Origin of the sequence: Streptomyces sp. NPDC001093 (assembly GCF_040298985.1) — a bacterium.
Lineage (GTDB): Bacteria > Actinomycetota > Actinomycetes > Streptomycetales > Streptomycetaceae > Streptomyces.
The window spans coordinates 24,284-42,565 of the sequence record NZ_JBEPBF010000070.1 but is presented as its reverse complement, the minus strand read 5'-3'; the positions used below and the strand labels follow the sequence as shown (position 1 = coordinate 42,565).

The following is an 18,282-nucleotide window of genomic DNA, read 5'->3' as shown; positions in this document are numbered from 1 at the left end:
TTATGGCTCGGTTCGTTGATATCCCGGGACGAAATCCCGGAACGAAACCTCGACGACCACGGTATGGAGGAGGGAGGAGCGGTCAAACCCCTAACTCCCCCTATCAAAGGGTCCGTACCGCAGAATGCCCAGAGTTCCGGGGCACGGGGGGACGAGCCTCGAATTTCCCTGGACCGCCGCCGGAACGCGGCATGTAAAAAGTCCCGTCCGGGTCACCTGACCCGGACGGGACGCGGCCCGTGCCACGGGCTACGCGGCAGCGAAGGCCGCCGACGTGCCGACCGCCGCCGGATAGTCCGTGAGCCGGATGTTGTTGGCCGCCTTCACCGAGAGCCGGTCGAAGATGCCGGACATCAGACGGGAGCTGAGCATCCGGTAGGTGCGGTTGCGGCTGCGGATCTTCTTGTCCGTTGCCGGCGCGAGGAACCCCCCGGCGCCGGCCGCAGTCTTCTGGCACCCCTCGGCGAACTCCCGGATCCCGGCCTCGTAGGCGGCGAACGCGGTGCGGTGATCGCGGTGCAGCGCGAGTTCCCCGGCCAGCACATAGGCGCCGACGATGGCCAGCCCCGTGCCCATGCCACCCATGGTGGCGCCGTAGCCGGCGTCCCCGAGCAGCACCACACGGCCCTTGGAGTACCGGTCCATGCGGATCTGGGCGAGCGCGTCGAAGTAGAGGTCCTCCGCCGCGTCGAGGTCGCGCAGCGCCCGGGGCACCTCCCAGCCGAGACCGGCGTACCGGTCGGCGAGAATCCGCTTCTGCTGGGCGATGTCGTGCCGGTCGTACGACAGCTCCGGGGAGGAGAAGACCATGGAGACGATCGCCCGGTCCGGGCTGTCGCCGTAGTTGGACATGCTCAGCGCCCGGCCCGGGGCGTTGAACCAGCGGGCGGAGCGGTCCAGACCGAGGTGGTTGGGGGCGTCGAAACCGGCGACGTAGTAGCCGAGGTGGTGCAGGAACCGGGACTCGTCCCCGAAGGCCAGCCGCCGCACGTTGGAGTGCAGCCCGTCCGCGCCCACCACCAGGTCGAAGCGGCGCGGTGCCGACCGCTCGAAGCCGGCCCACACCCCGTCACCGCAGTCGTAGAGCGAGGTGATGGAGTCACCGAAGACGTACTCCACGCTCTGCCGTGTCCGCTCGTACAGGATCCGGGAGAGATCACCGCGGAAGATCTCCACTTCGCCGCTCATGAACTCCGGCGGCAGCGTCAGCTGCTCCTGGCCGGCGGCGTCGAGCATCACCTGCTCGCCCATGTGGGTCTGGTGGTGGTGGATCTCCTCCCAGATGCCCATCCGCTGGAGCACCGTCCGGTGGGCGTCGCCGCGGAAGTCCACGGTGAAGCCGCCCCCGCGCAGCGCCGGGGCCTTCTCGACCACGGTCACCGTGCAGCCGTAGCCGCTGAGCCAGTGGGCCAGCGCCGGGCCGGCGACGCTCGCGCCGGAGATCAGCACGGTCATGCCCTGCAGGGGCTGGCGCGGGGTCTCGTTCATGGGATGCTCCTCGTCCGGTCGTCGTTTCCGCTTCCGGAACAGAGCATGCTCGGGGCCGCTTACCGGTCAGGTACCGTCCGCTGACCGTCCCTGACCAAGGACGGTCAGCGCTCCTCCCTGGGACAGCGCGAGACCCCGGCCGTAGGCGCGCGCGTACGCCTCCTCGCCGGTCAGTTCCCTGGCTGCGGCGGCGATCCGCGCGACGTCGGGATCCCCGGCGACCGGCATGCCCCGCAGCGTCACCCCCGCCCCGAGCAGTACGGCGGCGCGTTCCCCCGCCCCCTCCGACACGGCCAGCCCGGCCAAGCCCTCGGCGGCGACCGCCAGTTCGGCCGGGGTCATGCGCTCCTGCGCCAGGGTCAGCGCACGCTCGTGCCAGGACCGGGCTTCCGCCACCCGCCCCTCGGACTCCGCGGTGCGGCCGAGCCCGGTGAAGACCTGCTGTATCTCCGCGGCCCCGGTCCAGCCGTCCGCGACCGAGGCCATCGCGCGCTCGTACCAGTGACGTGCCTCGGCCGTCTTGCCGGAGAGCCGTGCCACGTCGCCCAGCCCGCGCTGCGCCGCGGCCACCTTGTCCAGGATGCCGATGCGCCGGGCCACCTCCGCAGCCTGCTCGTAGTGTGTCACCGCCTGGTCCAGCTCGCCGTCGTGCAGCAGGACGTCGGCGCGGCGGCGCAGCAGGTCGGCGGTCTCCTCGGGGGCACCGAGCTGGCCGACCAGCCGGAGCGCCTCGTCCAGCCTGGCCAGGGCCAGCCGCCGGTCCCCGCGCCAGTCGGCGAACATCGCCAGCGGATCGAGTGAGTTCGCCATGCCCCAGCGGTCCCCGGTCTCCCGGAAACCCGCCAGCGCCGTGGCGAACTGTTCCTCCGCCTCGCCCGGGCGTCCCTCGTACCAGGGCTCGAAGCCGCCTCCCATCAGACTGACCGCCCTGGACCAGGTGTCCGAGCCGATCTGGCGGCGCCGGACGCTGTCGTCGGACGCCCGGCCCGGCCCGCCGATGACCGCCCACAGCACGGTCAGCACCGGCCGCCGAAGCGGCCTGCGCAGGTCCCGCAGGATGTCCTCCACCCGGTCCAGCCGGGAGTCGGCCGCCGGGGACGAGCGGTCCTGTGCATAGGCGTTGAGCACGCACAGCACGTACTCCTCCACCAGCTCCGCGGGTGGTTCGTCGCCCGCAGTCGCCAGCAGGGCCGCGGCCAGCGGGGCGGTCTCGCCATGCAGGCCGCGAAGCCACCAGTACCAGGTCAGGGCCGACATCAGACGCAGCCCGAGCACCGCGTCCGCCGACACCGACCAGCGCAGCGCCGCCTGGAAGTTGTCCTGCTCGGCGGCGAGCCGCGCCAGCCACTCCACCTGCTCCGTGCGGCGCAGGAAGGGTTCCGCCCGCTCCGCCAGCGCCAGGAAGTACCCGGCATGGGCCGCGCGGAAGCGCTCCTCCTCCCCGGAGTCCGCCAGCCGCTCGGCGCAGAACGCCCGCACCGTCTCGAACATCCTCAGCCGCCCGTCGCGGGCCTCCAGCAGCGACTTGCTCACGAGCGAGTCGATCAGCTCCTCCGCGTCGGGCAGTCCGCAGACCGCCTCGGCGGCCGCCAGGGTCGCCCCGCCCGCGAAGACCGTCAGTCTGCGGGCCATCGCCCGTTCGTCGTCGTCCAGCAGCTCCCAGCTCCACTCCACCACGGCACGCAGTGTCTGGTGCCGGGGCGCCGCGGTGCGGTCACCGCGCGACAGCAGGCGGAAGCGGTCGTCCAGGCGGGCGGCCACATCCTCCACCGACAGCGTCCGCAGCCGGGCCGCCGCCAGTTCCAGCGCCAGCGGCAGTCCGTCCAGGGCGACGCAGATCCGCTCCACGACCGAGGCCTGCTCGTCCTGCTCCGCGCGAGCCGCGAAAGCTGGGGACACCGCCGCCGCCCGGTCCTGGAACAGCCGTACGGCCGACCGGGGTTCCAGCGGGGACAGCGGGCACAGCGCCTCACCGGTCAGCCCCAGAGCCTCGCGGCCGGTCGCCAGCACCCGCACCCCAGGGCACTGCCCGAGCAGCCGGCGTGCCAGGCGGGCGGTGTCCTCGAGGACGTGCTCGCAGTTGTCCAGGACCAGCAGCAGCAACCGCTCGGCGAGTGCGGTGACCAGACGCTCCTCGAAGTCCGGGCCGCCGCCCGACGAGGGCCGCAGCCCCAGGGCGCCGAGCACGGCGGCCGCGATCTGTGCGCCGTCCGCCAGCGGCGCCAGCTCCACGAAGCACACATCGCCCGTCTCCCGGCCGGCCGCTTCCACGGCGAGCCGCGTCTTGCCCACGCCACCGGGTCCGATCAGCGTGACCAGACGCGCGCTGCGCAGCAGGTCGCCGATGCGGCGCAACTCCGTCTCCCGGCCCACGAAGCTGGTGAACTGGGCGGGCACCCCCCGCGGGGCGGCCTGCGCCGGAGCGCTCGCGGACCGCAGCAACTCCAGGTGCACAGCCGCCAGTTCGGGCGAAGGGTCGGCTCCGAGTTCCTCGGCGAGTGTTGCCCGCGTCCGCTCGTACAGGCTCAGCGCCTCGGCCTGCCGGCCACTGCCGTGCAGCGCCCGCATCAACTGGCCGCACAGCCGCTCGCGCAGCGGGTGCGCCGCGACGAGCTCCTGCAGTTCGGGCACCAGGGACGCCGCCTCGCCCAGGGCCAGCTCCGCCTCGAAGCGGTCCTCGCTCGCCGTCAGGCGCAGCTCCTCCAACCGCTCGGCCTGCCCCGTCTGGGCCGGTCCCCGCCACAGTTGGAGGGCCTCCCGCAGCAGCGAGCCGGCCCGTGCGTGGTCGCCCGCCGCCAGGGCCTGTCGTCCCTGCTGCGCGAGGCGTTCGAACCGGTGCGCGTCGACGTCGTCGGGATCGATGTCCAGCCGATAGCCGGTGGGCAGCGACTCGATCCGCACGCCGAGCCGACGCCGCAGCCGGGACACCTGGGACTGGAGGGCGTTGGCGGCGCCCGCGGGCGGCTCGTCACCGTACACTTCGTCGATCAGCCGGTCCGTGGTCACCACCTGGCCGGGGGACGACAGCAGGAGCGCGAGGACCGAACGCGGCCGCGGACCGCCCAGTTCCAGCGGTTCGCCTTCGGCGTCCCGCACTTCCATCGGACCCAGAATCGTGAACTGCACAGTCAGATTGTGTCCCATACCCATCCGTCAACTGGACCGCAGGTTACGGCTGGTGCGGGTTGTGGCCGGGACGCCAGGATCCGCTGGCCGCGATCAGACCAGCCGCCCAGGCGTCCAGCAGCAGCCGCCCGCCGGCCGCACGGGCTCCGGTCGGATCCCCGAGCACCCCGTTGACGCTGACCGCGCGCAGCCCGCCGCGCCGCAGCTCGGGCAGGACGACGGACAACGGCCGGGTGTCCCCCGCCTCCGCCCGTTCCAGTCGAACGGCGCCGGGCCGCAGCACCAGCATGGCCGAGGTCTCGGCCTGTCCGGCGTGACTGTCGGCCGGATCCCCCTTCGGCTCCCAGAAGTACGCCTGGCGCCCCTCGCCGCGCAGCCGCTCCACCGCGCGCCGCACCGGACCGGCGTTGCCGCCGTGCGCCGAGACGAACGCGACGGCCGCGAACGCGTCGGCGGAGCGGCCCAGTTCGGTCAGCAGCAGTTCGGTGGCCTGCTGCCCGATCGACAGGGTGCCGGGGAACCCGGCGTGTTCTCCGCTGGAGCCGTAGTGCACGGGCGGGGCGAGCACCACCCACTCCCGGGCCGCCGCCAGCCGCTCCGCCAGCGCGAGCGCGATGTCCGTGTCCACCGTGAAGGGCAGATGCGGCCCGTGCTGCTCGGTGGACCCCACCGGCACGACCAGGACACTCCGGTCGGCCGTGGCGGCGATCTCCGGCCACGTCGTCCCGGCCAGCCTGCGCGGCTCGGGCATCCGTCTCACACCTTTCCGTCTCCCAGGACTGCGCGGGCCGACGGCGGCCTCGCGCGGTCGTTCTGTTCGCGCGGCATGTCGTTCCGTGCGCGCGCCCCCGGCCTCGGCCTTCGGCACGTCCGTCCCCGGCGTCCCGGCCGACACCGCGCCGAGCCTCGCCGCCGTCCGCCCGGTTTCGGCTCCGGTCGCACGTCGTGCTGTTCGCGCGGGCCGCGTGCCGTTGTCCTCGCGCGGCCCCGGCATCGGCCCCGCTGTTTCGGCGCGTCCCGGCTCCGGTGTCCCGGCCGATGCGGCGCCGGCACGGTGGGTGCCGAGCCTCGCCGCGGTCCGCCCGGTTTCGGCCCGGGCCGCACGTCGTTCTGTTCGCGTGGGCCCGGGATCGGCCTCGCCTTACCCGGCGCGTCCGGCTCCGGTGTCCCGGCAGGTGCCGCGTCCGGCCGCCCGGATCAGGCCCGTCGCACCCCGTCCCGCCCCGGCCACTCCTGGGCGTCCGGAAGCAGCGGGGCCAGGGTGCGGTGGCGCAGGGCGCCCCACCAGACGCCGGCGCCGTAGGCGAGGTCGTCGGCGATACGGGCCGGGAGCCACTGGTGCAGCGGCAGCGCGGGGCGTTGCGCGCGCCAGTCGGCCACATGGCGGGCCCAGGCGGCGGCCAGCAGCAGCCGCCCGTGCCGGGAGGCGGCCAGGGCCGGCACCGCCACCGGCCACCACGAGCGGGTGACCGCGTCCGCGAACATCCGGCCCGCACCCCAGTGGCCGCGCAGCGCAAGCGCCACCGACTCCTCGGCCGGTACCCCCACCCCGCGCAGTCTGCGCGGCAGCAGCGACGCGGTGATCAGGGCCGTGGCGGAGGCGGCGGCCGGTCGGCCCGCCGCCACGGCGCCCCAGCACGCCAGCGTCCACGGCGACACCCGCACCGGCGCCGCCGCGGCACCGTGGCGCAGCGCGAGCGGGGCGGCCGAGGTGCCGTAGTCGAAGCGCTGCCGCGCCCACGCCGACCACCGGGACCGGGGCGCGTGCCACACCTGGGAGGCCGGCTCGTAGCGCACCAGCTGCCCGTGGCCGGCCAGCCGCCACACCAGGTCGACGTCCTCGCCGAAGCGCATCGTCTCGTCGAACCCGCCCAGCGCACGCAGCGCGGACCCGCGTACGACCAGGGCGGCCGTCGGCACATAGCTGACCCGGCTGCCGGGGCGGACCACCGCCGGCAGCGGGCCCAGGTCGATGGGGGAGCGGTCCTGCTCGTAGCGGTCCAGCGCGCTGTCGCCCGGCCGGCTGCGCACGCGCGGTGCCACCGCGGCCACCCGCGGATCGGCGAAGTGCGGCAACAGGGCCTCCAGCCAGCCCGGTTCGGGCACCACGTCGGCATCCAGGAAGGCGATCAGCTCCGTGTCCGCCAGCCGCCAGCCGCTGTTGCGCGCGGCGGCCGGACCGCGCGCGGCCGGATGCCGCACGGTGGCACCGGGCAGCGGCACCGCGCTGCCGTCGTCCACCACCACCGCGGCGGCGAGTTCCGTCAGCCGCGCCAGTGTCTGCGTCACCTCGGGGCGGTCGCGGACCGGGATCACGGCGGTGACGTCGGCCTCGGTGAACGGGCCCGCGCTGTAACGGGGATGGACCAGACCGGCGGTGATCAGCTGCTCCGCCAGCCGCCGGAGCCGGGGCGCACCAGACACCGCCCGGCCCTCGAGCCAGCCGTCGACCAGCCGGGCCCCGGCCTCGCTCAGCCGCAGCACCCGGTAGGGCGAGCCGCCGAGCAGCGTACGGCCTCCGTCCAGCCGGCTCAGGGAGACATCCGGGTCCAGACGCAACGGAGCCGCCTCCGGCACCGTCACCGCCGTGCTCGAAGTGCTCATGGCATGAAACCTCCGTCCGCGTGCACGACCGTGCCCGTGATGGCGGACGCCTCCGCACCGCACAGCCAGCACACGGCGGCCGCCACCTCCTCGGGTTCCAGAAGGCGCTCGACCAGCTGGTGCCCGGCGAACTCGGCGGTGTCCGGCAGCCCGTACAGGTCGGCGCTGGCCTGGAGCATGGGGGTGCGGGTGGAGCCGGGGGAGACGGCGGTGGCGGTCACACCGGTGCCGCGCAGGTCGGCGGCCAGCCCCCGGATCAGGCCCACCACCGCGTGCTTGGCCGCGTTGTACCCGGCCAGGTGCCACAGCCCGTGGTGGGCGGCGGCCGAGGCGAGCGCGACGAACCGGCCCGAGCGCGGCCCGGGCGCGGCCAGCATCCGGGGTACGGCGGCACGGGCCAGGTTGGCCACCCCGCGCACCCCGATGTCGAACAGGGCGTCCCACTCGGCGTCGGTGGTCTCCCACAGCGGCCGCCCGCCGGCCATCACCGCGGCGGCGGCCACGGCCGCGTGCAGGTGCCCGGAGCGCCGGTGCGCCAGCTCGACGGCCGCGTCGAGGGCCGCCTGGTCGCGTACGTCGGCGACCACCGGCAGCACCGCGTCCGGCCATCGTTCCGCCAGCGCCGACAGCTCCTTCTCGGTGCCCAGCGGGTAACCGACGCCCGGCAGATCCCGGCACACGTCCACGGCCACCACCAGCCAGCCGTCCGCCGCCAGCCGCTCCACCACGGCCGCGCCGATGCCGCGCGCCGCGCCGGTCACGACGGCCGTGCGCCGCCCCCCGGACTCGGGTGCGTTCTCCAACGCCGGTCCCCTTCCCACCGTTCAGGCCCCTCGCGCCGGTGCGTCCACGCCGTGCTCCCGCAGCTCGGCGAGGAGCAGCTCGGCCGCCTCCTCCGCGGAACCGGGGGTGACCACCCGGGGCGGGGTACGGGGCGGGGCGAGGGCACCGGTGAGCGCGAGCAGCCGCTGCCGGGTGCCGCCCTCGGGGGCGGGCAGCGCCCTGGGCCGCGGCCGGTACGGGCGCATGCGACCGGCCCGCACCCCGGCGCCCTCCCGCGCACCCACCCGCACGACGGCGATGTCCGCCCGGCGCGCGGCGAGGGTCGCGGCGAGCGCCGCCCGCCGGGGCCGCACGGTCCCCGGCTCCACCGAACACACCGCGGGCAGCGGCACCGCCAGTTCCTCCGCGCGTCCGCCGTCCAGCCGCCGCACCGCCCGCAGCGCCACCCCGGCGGCGGTGTCCGCCCCGGCCGCCAGCTCCGTCAGCCCCAACGCCTGAGCGGCCCCCAGCAGCCCGGCCAGCAGAGCCGGGGTGGCGCCGGTGCCCCGGTCCAGTGAGCGGTCCCCGCACACCACCACCCGCGGCAGCGGGCCCCGGGCGGTGAGCCCGGCCAGCAGGCTGTGGGCGGTCGCCGCCTCGTCGTCGTCCGGACCGTCGACGCGCAGCACCTCGTCGGCGCCGGCGGCCAGGGCCTCGCGGAGCATCTCCTCGGCGCCCGCGGGTCCCACGGTCACCGCCAGGCAGCGCCCGCCGAGCCGCTCGGCGAGCCGCAGCGCGTGCTCCAGAGCGCACCGGTCCGCGGGGGAGGCCCCGGCCGCGTACGGCGCGCTCGGGGCCTGCCCCGTCAGCGGGTCCGCGGACGCGCGCGGATCCGTCCAGCGCAGGGCGGCGGCCACCAGCACGGCGCTCACCCCTGCCGGAAGGCGACCCCGTGGCCGCCCTCGGGATAGGTCCAGCTGAGCGCGCCGGGCGCGTCGCACACCTGGTAGCAGGTGCCGCACTCGAAGCACTGCTCGTAGTTGAACAGGATTCCGCCGTCGTCCGTGGGCACGAACAGCGCGGCGGGGCAGGCGTGCACACAGGCCCGCACCTCGCAGGACCGGCACACATCGGTGTCCACGGTGATGTGCGCGCGCTCGGCGACGCGGAAGTCCACCGTGGCCATGCGGTCCTCGAAGGACACACCGGCACGGTGGGCGTGGGGACTGGACTGGGTCATCGGAAGGACCTCACTGCGGTGAACGCGTCGGACAGCAGATGGCGCAGCCGCACACCGCGCCCGCGGGCCGCGTCCGACAGCAGCCGGCGCAGGCCCGGCTTGGGACGCGGGTTGTCCACGGTGAAGAACCCCTGGGCCACCTCGCACAGCAGCCCCGGGTACGACCGCTGCACCCGGTCGGAGAAGACCAGCCCCGGCACCCGGCGCAGCCTGCGGTGGTCGGCCAGCACGAAGGACTCCTCCAGCAGGCGCCGGTAACCGGCCAGCCCCGCACGGGAGGTGTCGCCCGCGGCGACGGCGGCGGCCGCGGTCCGGCCGGCGTACATGCCGGCCGCCAGCGCGTAGTTGACGCCCTCCAGCCAGACCCCGGCGGCCAGGCACATCGCGGCCGCGTCCCCGGCCACCAGCATGCCGTCGGTGACGAGTTCGGGCATGGTGTCGTAGCCGCCCTCCGGGATCAGGTGGGCGGAGTACTCCTTCAGCTCGGCGCCGCGCAGCAGCGGGGCGATCGCCGGGTGTGCCTTCAGGCCGGCCAGCACCGCCTCGGGCCGTTCCCCGGACGCGGCGAGCCCGGTCAGCGACAGCACCACGCCGACGCTGACCGACTCCAGGTTCGTGTAGAGGAAGCCACCGCCGGGGATGCCGCCGGTGCAGCCGAGGACCTCGATGTCCTGGCCGTGCCGGCCGCTCAGCCCGAACCGCTCCTCGATGACCTCGCGCGGCAGGGCCAGGGTCTCCTTCACGCCCAGCGAGGTGTGCTCGGCCTGCTTGCCCGGCACCTTCGCGAACAGCCCCGCCTCCTTGGCGAGGAAGGAGTTGACGCCGTCGCAGGCGATGACGAGCCGGGCGGTCAGATCACCGTCCGGACGGTCGGTGCGCACCCCCGTGACCCGTCCGGCGGCGTCCCGCAGCAGCCCGGTGGCCGTGGTCGACGGCACCAGCACGGCACCCGCCTCCTCGGCCCGTGCGGCGAGCCAGCCGTCCAGCTCGGCACGGAAGGCGGTGGCGCCGTTGTACGGGGGGCGGCCCCAGTCCTCGGTGCGGAAGTCGACGGTGAGCGCCTGGCTGTCGGTGAGCAGCATGGTGGAGCGCCGGGTCACCCAGCGCTGCACCGGCATCTGCTCCCACCAGCCGGGCACCAGCTCGTCCAGGACCCGGCCGTAGACCACGCCGCCGTACACGTTCTTGGCGCCCGGGTAGGGCCCGCGCTCCAGCAGCGCCACCGACAGCCCGGCGCGCGCCGCCTCCAGCGCGGCGGCCGACCCGGCGGGTCCCGCACCGACCACGACGACGTCGAAGGCGGGCCCGGAATGCGTCTCAGGCGGCATCGCCCACCTCCCGCAGCTTGCGGGTCAGCGCGGCGAGCACGGCGGGCGCGTCGGCCACGATGCCCAGGTCGGCCATGACGGTCATCGGGCAGTACGGGTCGGTGTTCACGCTCACCACATGGCGCGGCGAGCCGAGCCCGCCGGTGTGGTGCGGGGCGCCGGACACACCGAAGGCGACGTACACGTCGGGGTCGACGGTCACGCCGGTGGTGCCGATCTGCCGGGCGTACTCCAGCCAGCCCGCGTCGGTGACCACCCGGGTGCCGCCCACCGCCATGCCCAGCGCGGCTCCGGCCTCGGCGAGCAGTGCCACGGCCTCGGGTCCGCCCAGCCCGCCGCCCGCGCCGAGCACCCCGCGGGCGGCGGCGAGATCTCCGGCGTCGGCGGAGGTGTCGAGGTCGGCCACATGCACCGCGTCCGGGGCGGCGGCAGGGCCGCAAAGCGTGAGTTCGCGCGTCTCCGCGGGACCCGGCACGGGCACCGCCCCGCGCAGCCCGGGCTCCAGGGTGGCCACGAAGGGGCCGTCCGCGGTCAGTTCGACCAGTGCGCTCCCGCCCATACGCAGCACGTCCGCGCCGTGCGGCAGCACCTGAAGGGCGCCGGCGAGCAGCGGCCGCCCCAGCTCGGCGGCCAGACGCGGCGCCAGGTCCCGCCCGTCGGGGGAGGCGGGCAGCACGACCGTGTGCACGGGGGCGAGCAGCGGCGCGAGCGCGACGGACAGGGCGGCGGGCGAGGTCCCGCTCTCGGCCGTCCACACCCGCCGGGCGGCGACGAGTTCCCGAGCCCCCGCGGCGGCCCGCGAACCGGCCACCAGGGCATGCCCGTTGGCCTCGGCCACGGCCTCGTCCGCGCCCGACGGCAGCACCCCGTCCCGTACGACGAGCACGGCCACCCGGTCGGGCAGGTGGGCGCTCACAGCGCCGCCCCCGCCCGGTGGCCCTCGACGACGGCGGCGTGCGCGCGGCGCGGCGCCAGGCAGTCACCGGCCCGGTGGACCGGGAACGGGGCATCCTTCAGCGCGTGCCACAACGCGTCCTCCGGTGCCTGGTGCACGGCGCACACCACCCAGTCGTAGCGTTCCCGCGCCGTGGTGCTCGTGGTGTGCGTGAGGATGTCCAGCTCCACTTCCCCGTCCCCCTCCCCGCTCGGCCGGGCCCCCGTCACCACCTGGTCGGTGGCGTGCGCGATGCCCTTGGCGTGGGCGCGCACGCCGTACGTCTCCAGGTCGAGCGTCAGGCCCAGGTCCTGCCCGACCACCATTCCGGGCGTGCTGATCCGCACCCGGCAGCCCCGGTCGGCCAGCAGCTCCGCCACGGACGTGGCCTGGTGGAAGCCGAGTTCGTCGACCACCAGGACCCGCTGCCCGGCCTGCGGAGCGGCCCGGCCCTCCAGCACGTCCCGCACATCCACCACACGCTCCAGGTCGCCCGCCCAGTACGGCGGTTGGGGCCGGGCCCCGGTGGCGAGCACGACCGCGTCCGGCGCCTCGGCGCGCAGCGAGCCGGCCGTCGCCTCCACGCCGGTGCGGATGTCCACGCCGAGGCGCACGCACTCGGCGAGCAGATTGCGCACCACGTCCAGGAACTCCGCGCGGCTCGGAGCACTCGCGGCCGTGGCCACCTGGCCGCCGGTGGCCGGGGCCCGCTCGTACAGCGTCACCCGGTGCCCGCGCTGTGCGGCCGTCGCCGCCGCCTGGAGCCCCGCCGGGCCCCCGCCGACCACCAGCACTCGGCGCGGCCTCGGGCCCGGCGCCGGCAGCGGCACCGCCTCGCGGCCCGCACGCGGGTTCTCGACGCAGCCCAGCCAGCGGTTCAGGCCCATCCGGCCCACGCACTCCTGGTTGCAGGACAGACAGGTACGGATGTGCGGGGTGTGCCCGGCGCGGGCCTTGGCGGCGAAGTCCGGATCGGAGATCTGGCCGCGCACCACACCGACCAGGTCGCAGTGCCCCTCGGCGAGGGCCCGTTCGGCCTGCACCGGATCCTTGATGCGGCCCACGCCGATCACCGGCAGCCGCACCGCCGAGCGGATGGCGTTGGAGACGAACAGGGCGTAGCCGGGCGGCACCGACATCGACGCCTCGATCATGTACAGGGTCGAGGTGGCCACGCCGATCGAGGTGTTGATGTAGTCGACCTTGCCGGTGGCCTCCACCAACCGGGCCGTGGCGACGGCCTCTTCGATCGTGGTGCCGCCGTCCAGCAGCTCGTCGCCGCACAGCCGCACTCCCAGCACCCGGTCCGGCCCGATCGCCTCGCGCACCGCGTCGACGATCTCCCGGAGGATCCGCACCCGGTGCTCCAGCGGGCCGCCGTAGGCGTCGGTGCGCAGGTTGGTGGCGGGGGAGAGGAAGCCGCGCACGATCGAGGAGTGCGAGCACTGCAGCTCCACCCCGTCGAAGCCGCCCGCCGCGCAGTGCCCGGCGACCGTGCCGTACCCGGCGACGATCTCGGCGATCTCCGCGGTGGTGACCTCCTTGGGCACCTCCCGGAACAGCGGGTCGGGCACCGGCGAGGGTGCCCACACCGGCAGCCGCGAGTACATGGAGGACGCCTGGCCGCCGTTGTGGTTGAGCTGGGCGAGGATCGGGGTGCCGTGCGCGTGCACGGCCTCGGTGATGCGCCGGTACCCGGCCACCGCCTCCGGCCGGAAGCCGTGGATGAGCTTCTCGTACGGCCAGTCGGTGGCGTGGGTGGAGTGCTCCTCGGTGATGATCAGCCCGGCCCCGCCGGCCGCCCGCGCCGCGTAGTACGCCGCGTGCTGCTCACTGGGCAGGCCGTCCTCGGCGTAGTTCGTCAGATGCGCGGAGAACACGATCCGGTTGGCGAGCGTCAGCGGGCCCAGCCGCAGCGGGGAGAACAGCAGCTTCAGGGCGCTCACCGCGGCGCACCCCCTTCGCCGCCGCACAGCGCCCGGGCCGCGCGCCGCCCCTCCAGCAGGGCCTCGTACACCGTGCGCGGCGCCACCCGGTCGCCCGCCTCGACGGCGCCGTCCGGGGCGGTGAGCGAGGTGTCGGGCAGCCGGTGGCCGCAGTGCACGACAGCCGCGCACGCCACCTTGTGCTGCTCGCCGGTGACGGTGTCCTCGACCAGTGCGGCGTCCGGGAGCACCGCCCGCAGCACCGCGCGCCGCAGCAGGGTGACCCCGGCGCGGGCGAGCCGCGCGTGCGCGTCCGCGAGGTCGCCGGTCAGGGCCAGCTGCGTGCCGGCCACCTGGTCCGGGGTGAGCAGCGCGGTCCGCCGGCCCTGGGCGGCGAGCCGCTCGGCGAGGGCGACGCCGGTCGCGTCCCCCACGGGGTCGTGGACGAGTACGGGCCCGTCCGGCACTGTTGCCCGGCCCGCGAGCAGGTCGGCCGCCTCAAGGACCTCGCCGCCGTCGACGTCGTGGCGGCGCGGCCCGGGACGCGAGCCGGTGGCCAGCACGACCCGTCGTCCCGTCAAATCGGAGATGTTTGCCGTGACTTGGGTGTGCACGACCACGCCGAGCCTGCGCACCTCCGACTCCAGCCAGTCCAGCAGCGGCGCCCAGCGCCCGCCCGTCACTCGCAGCATCCCGCCGAGCCGACCGGTGCGCTCCACCAGCTCCACCGGGTGCCCGTGGGCGGCCAGCACCCGCGCGGCCTCCAGGCCCGCCGGACCGCCGCCGACCACGAGGACGGCCTCGGCGGACGACGCCCCGGGAGGCACGCCGTCGAGCCTCCCGGGAGCGTCCGCCTCCCGCGCCGCAGCGGCCACGGACAACGGCCCCCGCCTCAGGGGGGTGTCCGGCGGGTCCTCGGTCTCGTGGCCGCTGCGGGGGTCCACGGCGCACGAGACCACCGGGTTGCGGTTGTCCCGTACGCGGCACTTCTGGTTGCACAGCACACACGGCCGCACCCGCTCGGGATGTCCCGAGCGCACCAGCGCGACCAGCTCCGGGTCGGCGATCTGGGCGCGGGTCATCTCCACCAGGTCGGCGACCCCGTCGTCCAGCGCCCGCTGGGCCGCGCCCGGGTCGGTGACCGAACCCTGCAGCACCACGGGCACCGCCCCGGCGACCGACGAGCGCACACCGGCGCACAGCTCGGTGTTGAAACCGGGCGGGGTGTGGAAGTCGGGGCGGGTGGCGGAGGCGGACATCGCCGAACCGCGCACCACCACCAGGTAGTCGAGCAGCGGCGCCAGCTCACGGGCGAAACCCCCGGCGTGCTCCGGCGTGATGCCGGCCCACGGCGCCAGCTCGTCGCAGGACAGCCGCAGCCCCACCAGCCGCCCCTCGCCCACGGCCTCGCGCACGTCCTGAAGCACCCGGCGGACCAGCAGCAGCCGGTCGGTGCCGTAGGCGTCCTGGCGCTGGTTGGTCAGGCCGGACAGGAACTGGCGCAGCAGGCTGTACTGGCCCGCCTCGACCTCCACCCCGTGCAGCCCCGAGTCCACCGCGAGCCGCGCCGCCGCCGCGAAGCCCGCGCGCAGTTCGGCCAGTTCGGCCTCCTCCACCTCCATCGGCAGCTCCCGGCTCACCACGTCGGCGACCCGGGACGGAGCCCACAGCGCCGACTGGTGGTAGGCGGAGGAGCCCTGCGAGCCGGCATGGCCGAGGGAGGCCACCACCAGCGTTCCGTACGGCGCGCACGCGGCCGCGGTCGCTGCCCAGCCGGGGCCGCAGTCCGCGGCCAGCGGGGCCCGCTCGTAGGGCCAGTCGGAGGCGTGCACGCTCGCCGTCTCGGTGACGACCAGACCGGCGCCGCCGGCCGCGCGCCGCTCGTAGTAGGCGACGTGCCGGTCCGACAGCGCACGGCGGCGGGCCAGGTTGGTCTCGTGCGGCCCGAACACCACCCGGCTCGGGGCGGTGTACGGGCCCAGGGCTGCGGGCTCGGTCAGACGCATGGTCACGCGGCCCCCGGGCTCCCGGGCGCGAACCCGGCCAGCGGGCTGGTGTCACAGGACCGGTCCGGCACCGCGGCACCGGCCGGGCGGCGCCCGATAGCCACCGGGACCGGACCGGAACGCGGACGGGTGCGGTGCGAGTGGTCGCCGGCCGGGCGCGGCGCCGCCCCCGCGCCGACCACGGCCAGCGCCCGCTCCCCGTTGCCCTTCACGCACTCCGGGTCCGGGCCGTCCAGCGGCAGCCCGGTGAAGAACTTCGCGGCCATGCAGCCGCCGCGGCAGGCGTCGTACGCCGAGCAGGCCGTGCACGCGCCGCCGGTCTGCGGGGAGCGCAGCTCGGCGAACAGCTCCGACTCGCGCCACACGGCGGCGAAGCCGCCCGGGGAGCGGACGTTGCCGGCGAGGAAGGAGTCATGGATGGCGAACGGGCAGGCGTACACGTCGCCGACGGGGTCGATCAGGCACACCACGCGGCCCGCCCCGCACAGGTTCAGACCCGGCAGCGGCTGCGCGCCCAGGGCGTTGAGGTGGAAGAAGGAGTCGCCGGTGAGCACGTTCTCCCCGTGCGCCAGCAGCCACTCGTACAGCGCGCGCTGCTGACCGGCGGTCGGGTGCAGCTCGTCCCACACGTCGGCGCCGCGCCCGGAGGGCCGCAGCCGGGTGATGCGCAGCTGGGCGCCGTAGGTGTCGGCGATGGCCTTGAAGTCGTCGAGCTGGCCGGCGTTGTGCCGGGTCACCACCACGCTGAGCTTGAAGTCCCGCATGCCGGCGTCCGCCAGGTTGCGGATCGCGGCCATCGCGGTGTCGTACGAACCCGGGCCGCGCACCGCGTCGTTGACCTCCGCGGTCGCCCCGTCCAGGGAGATCTGCACGTCGACGTAGTCGCTGGCGGCCAGCCACCGGGCCCGCTCGGGCGTGATGCGCACCCCGTTGGTGGAGAACTTCACCCCGACGTGGTGGGCGGTGGCGTACTCGACCAGCTCCCAGAAGTCGGCGCGCACGGTCGGCTCGCCGCCGCCGATGTTGACGTAGAAGACCTGCATGCGCTCCAGCTCGTCGATCACGGCCTTGCACTCGGCCGTGGTCAGCTCCCTGGGGTCACGCCGGCCCGAGGAGGACAGACAGTGCACGCACGCCAGGTTGCAGGCGTAGGTCAGCTCCCAGGTCAGGCAGATGGGGGCGTCCAGGCCGCTCTCGAAGTGCTCGACAAGCTTCACGCTGCTTCCTCCAGGAGGTCGCCGGCCGGCTCCCCGGGGCGGGGCTCGATCACGCCGCCCGCGGCGAGGGAGGCGAGGGCGCCGAGGTGGGCGGCGCGTTCGGCGACGGTCAGTCCGGCCGCGTCCAGCGCCGCGTGCACATCCGGGTGGTCGGCCAGCGATCTGACGATCGCCACCAGCTGGGGCGTCTTCAGGAAGCACAGCCTGCGGGTGCCGAAGTGGTAGGCGAGCGCCCCGAAGGGCTCGGGGCGCAGCGCCACGCTCGGTGAGCACCGGTAGGGGCGCTGCGGAGTGAACACGGGCGACCTCCGGTCAGTAGACGCCACACATGCCGTCGATCGAGACCTCTTCGACGAGCAGTTCCTCGGCCACCAGCGGGTCGGGGGTGGACTGCGCCGCGTTCTCGCTCGTCTCGGCCGTCGCGTCGAATTCCATGGCCGACTCCCTTCGTGAAGACGTGCGTCATCGTCCAGGAAACGATGGTGCGTGGCCTTCGCGCGAGCAGTCCACCCCTACATATTTAGGGGGTGCTGCGCACTCCGTCCGGCCGGTTTTCGTCGCAATAATGAGGCGGGGCATTGCTCTCCGGCGAAACAAGTTTGGCTGAATCTGTTCCCTCATCTGTTCCATCGAGTAAAACGGGAGGGTCCTTATGGGCCGGGTGGCTGGAAAAGTCGCGGTGATCACCGGAGCGGGGCGCGGCCAGGGCCGAAGCCACGCCGTGCGGCTGGCCGAAGAGGGCGCCGACATCATCGCTCTCGACCTGTGCGAGGACATACCGGTCGCCGAATACCCGATGGCGGGCGCCGACGACCTGGACGAGACGGCACGGCTGGTCGAGAAGGCCGGCCGCCGGGTCGTCGCCCGGCGCGTGGACGTGCGCGACCGCGACGCGCTCAAGGCGGCCGTCGACGAGGGCGTGGCCCAGTTGGGCCGCCTCGACGTGGTCATCCCCAACGCGGGCATCCTGCCCATCGGCGCCGGGCGCCCGATCGGCGCCTTCACGGACACCGTCGACATCAACCTGAACGGTGTGATCAACACCGTGCACGCCGCGCTGCCGCATCTGGGCGAGGGCGCCTCCATCATCGTCATCGGCTCGGTGACGGGGCTTCAGCCGGGCCACGGCGACGTCTCTCCCGCCGGCCCCGGGTTCGCCGGCTACCGCTTCGCCAAGCACACCCTGGTCGAGTACGTCAACACGCTGGCCCAGCTGCTCGCCGGGACCGGGCAGCGCGTCAACGCGGTGCACCCGACCAACGTCGACACGCACATGCTGCTCAACGACGCCATGTACAAGACCTTCCGCCCTGACCTCGAGCAGCCCACCCGCGAGGACGTCGACCCGATCTTCACCGGCATCCAGTCGATGCCCATCCCGTTCGTGAACCCGATCGACGTCTCGCACGCGGTCGTCTACCTCGCCTCCGACGAGTCCCGCTACGTCACCGGTCTGCACCTGAAGGTCGACGGCGGCGCCACCGTCAAGCAGGGCCTGTGACGCCCCTCGCGGGCCACGTGGCGCACCGGCCGGAACCAAAGTGGAGAAGCGCTGGAGAACCGCTCGAGCGCAACTCGAAAAACGCCTGAGAAATAGGGGTATTTGATAGGGGTGGTTCTGGAGCGGTTAGGGGGTTCAGCCCGTGGCGACG

At 74.7% G+C, this 18,282-nt stretch carries 15 protein-coding genes; 1 reads left to right on the top strand and 14 read right to left on the bottom strand.

Annotation, left to right across the window (positions count from 1 at the left end):
* Positions 1–249 precede the first annotated feature (249 nt).
* From ABT288_RS29355 to mftA, 14 genes are all read right to left on the bottom strand, one after another.
* Positions 250–1,488 (bottom strand): FAD-dependent monooxygenase, encoded by a 1,239-nt coding sequence (locus tag ABT288_RS29355; RefSeq protein WP_351613853.1) that lies wholly within the window; start codon positions 1,486–1,488, stop codon positions 250–252.
* A gap of 66 nt (positions 1,489–1,554) precedes the next feature.
* Positions 1,555–4,614 carry an AfsR/SARP family transcriptional regulator gene (locus ABT288_RS29350; protein WP_351613850.1) on the bottom strand — a complete coding sequence of 1,020 codons (3,060 nt, stop codon included), beginning with the start codon at positions 4,612–4,614 and terminating at the stop codon, positions 1,555–1,557.
* A 43-nt stretch (positions 4,615–4,657) separates the two neighbouring features.
* Positions 4,658–5,365, bottom strand: a complete 708-nt coding sequence (gene mftE, locus ABT288_RS29345; RefSeq protein WP_351613848.1) for a mycofactocin biosynthesis peptidyl-dipeptidase MftE — start codon at positions 5,363–5,365, stop codon at positions 4,658–4,660.
* A 446-nt stretch (positions 5,366–5,811) separates the two neighbouring features.
* The gene (gene mftF / locus ABT288_RS29340) at positions 5,812–7,218 is read right to left on the bottom strand and encodes a mycofactocin biosynthesis glycosyltransferase MftF (RefSeq protein WP_351613845.1); all 1,407 of its coding nucleotides are present in this window, start codon (positions 7,216–7,218) and stop codon (positions 5,812–5,814) included.
* Positions 7,215–8,021, bottom strand: coding sequence for a mycofactocin-coupled SDR family oxidoreductase (locus ABT288_RS29335; RefSeq protein ID WP_351613843.1), 807 nt, complete (start codon positions 8,019–8,021; stop codon positions 7,215–7,217). Before ABT288_RS29335 ends, mftF begins: the two co-directional genes overlap by 4 nt.
* A gap of 21 nt (positions 8,022–8,042) precedes the next feature.
* A complete protein-coding gene (locus ABT288_RS29330; RefSeq protein WP_351613841.1) occupies positions 8,043–8,912 on the bottom strand; it encodes a mycofactocin-associated electron transfer flavoprotein beta subunit in 870 nt (289 codons plus the stop codon).
* Entirely contained in the window at positions 8,909–9,220 is a 312-nt protein-coding gene (locus ABT288_RS29325) for a ferredoxin family protein (protein WP_351613838.1), read from the bottom strand. Before ABT288_RS29325 ends, ABT288_RS29330 begins: the two co-directional genes overlap by 4 nt.
* Complete coding sequence (locus ABT288_RS29320; RefSeq protein WP_351613835.1) at positions 9,217–10,548, bottom strand: FAD-dependent oxidoreductase; 1,332 nt, start codon at positions 10,546–10,548, stop codon at positions 9,217–9,219. The genes ABT288_RS29325 and ABT288_RS29320 overlap by 4 nt, the downstream gene beginning before the upstream one ends.
* Entirely contained in the window at positions 10,538–11,464 is a 927-nt protein-coding gene (locus ABT288_RS29315; protein ID WP_351613832.1) for a mycofactocin-associated electron transfer flavoprotein alpha subunit, read from the bottom strand. Before ABT288_RS29315 ends, ABT288_RS29320 begins: the two co-directional genes overlap by 11 nt.
* Positions 11,461–13,428, bottom strand: a complete 1,968-nt coding sequence (locus tag ABT288_RS29310; RefSeq protein WP_351613829.1) for a mycofactocin system FadH/OYE family oxidoreductase 2 — start codon at positions 13,426–13,428, stop codon at positions 11,461–11,463. The genes ABT288_RS29315 and ABT288_RS29310 overlap by 4 nt, the downstream gene beginning before the upstream one ends.
* Positions 13,425–15,413: an oxidoreductase gene (locus ABT288_RS29305; RefSeq protein ID WP_351613869.1), complete on the bottom strand. Its 1,989-nt coding sequence runs from the start codon at positions 15,411–15,413 to the stop codon at positions 13,425–13,427. Before ABT288_RS29305 ends, ABT288_RS29310 begins: the two co-directional genes overlap by 4 nt.
* Before the next feature lie 2 nt (positions 15,414–15,415).
* Positions 15,416–16,630, bottom strand: coding sequence for a mycofactocin radical SAM maturase (mftC, locus tag ABT288_RS29300; protein WP_351613827.1), 1,215 nt, complete (start codon positions 16,628–16,630; stop codon positions 15,416–15,418).
* Positions 16,627–16,929 carry a mycofactocin biosynthesis chaperone MftB gene (mftB, locus tag ABT288_RS29295; RefSeq protein ID WP_351613824.1) on the bottom strand — a complete coding sequence of 101 codons (303 nt, stop codon included), beginning with the start codon at positions 16,927–16,929 and terminating at the stop codon, positions 16,627–16,629. The genes mftC and mftB overlap by 4 nt, the downstream gene beginning before the upstream one ends.
* A 13-nt stretch (positions 16,930–16,942) precedes the next feature.
* The gene (mftA, locus tag ABT288_RS29290; protein ID WP_351613821.1) at positions 16,943–17,065 is read right to left on the bottom strand and encodes a mycofactocin precursor MftA; all 123 of its coding nucleotides are present in this window, start codon (positions 17,063–17,065) and stop codon (positions 16,943–16,945) included.
* Positions 17,066–17,282: 217 nt separating this feature from the next.
* On the opposite strand from mftA, the gene ABT288_RS29285 reads away from it, so the two are divergent.
* Entirely contained in the window at positions 17,283–18,131 is an 849-nt protein-coding gene (locus ABT288_RS29285) for a mycofactocin-coupled SDR family oxidoreductase (RefSeq protein ID WP_351613818.1), read from the top strand.
* Positions 18,132–18,282: the final 151 nt, after the last annotated feature.

What these genes read in the sequence shown, in the direction of transcription:
- ABT288_RS29355 (WP_351613853.1), bottom strand. Translation starts at nt 1,488, where the DNA reads ATGAACGAGACCCCGCGCCAGCCCCTGCAGGGCATGACCGTGCTGATC.
- mftE (WP_351613848.1), bottom strand. Translation starts at nt 5,365, where the DNA reads ATGCCCGAGCCGCGCAGGCTGGCCGGGACGACGTGGCCGGAGATCGCC.
- mftF (WP_351613845.1), bottom strand. Translation starts at nt 7,218, where the DNA reads ATGAGCACTTCGAGCACGGCGGTGACGGTGCCGGAGGCGGCTCCGTTG.
- ABT288_RS29325 (WP_351613838.1), bottom strand. Translation starts at nt 9,220, where the DNA reads ATGACCCAGTCCAGTCCCCACGCCCACCGTGCCGGTGTGTCCTTCGAG.
- ABT288_RS29320 (WP_351613835.1), bottom strand. Translation starts at nt 10,548, where the DNA reads ATGCCGCCTGAGACGCATTCCGGGCCCGCCTTCGACGTCGTCGTGGTC.
- ABT288_RS29305 (WP_351613869.1), bottom strand. Translation starts at nt 15,413, where the DNA reads ATGCGTCTGACCGAGCCCGCAGCCCTGGGCCCGTACACCGCCCCGAGC.
- mftA (WP_351613821.1), bottom strand. Translation starts at nt 17,065, where the DNA reads ATGGAATTCGACGCGACGGCCGAGACGAGCGAGAACGCGGCGCAGTCC.
- ABT288_RS29285 (WP_351613818.1), top strand. Translation starts at nt 17,283, where the DNA reads ATGGGCCGGGTGGCTGGAAAAGTCGCGGTGATCACCGGAGCGGGGCGC.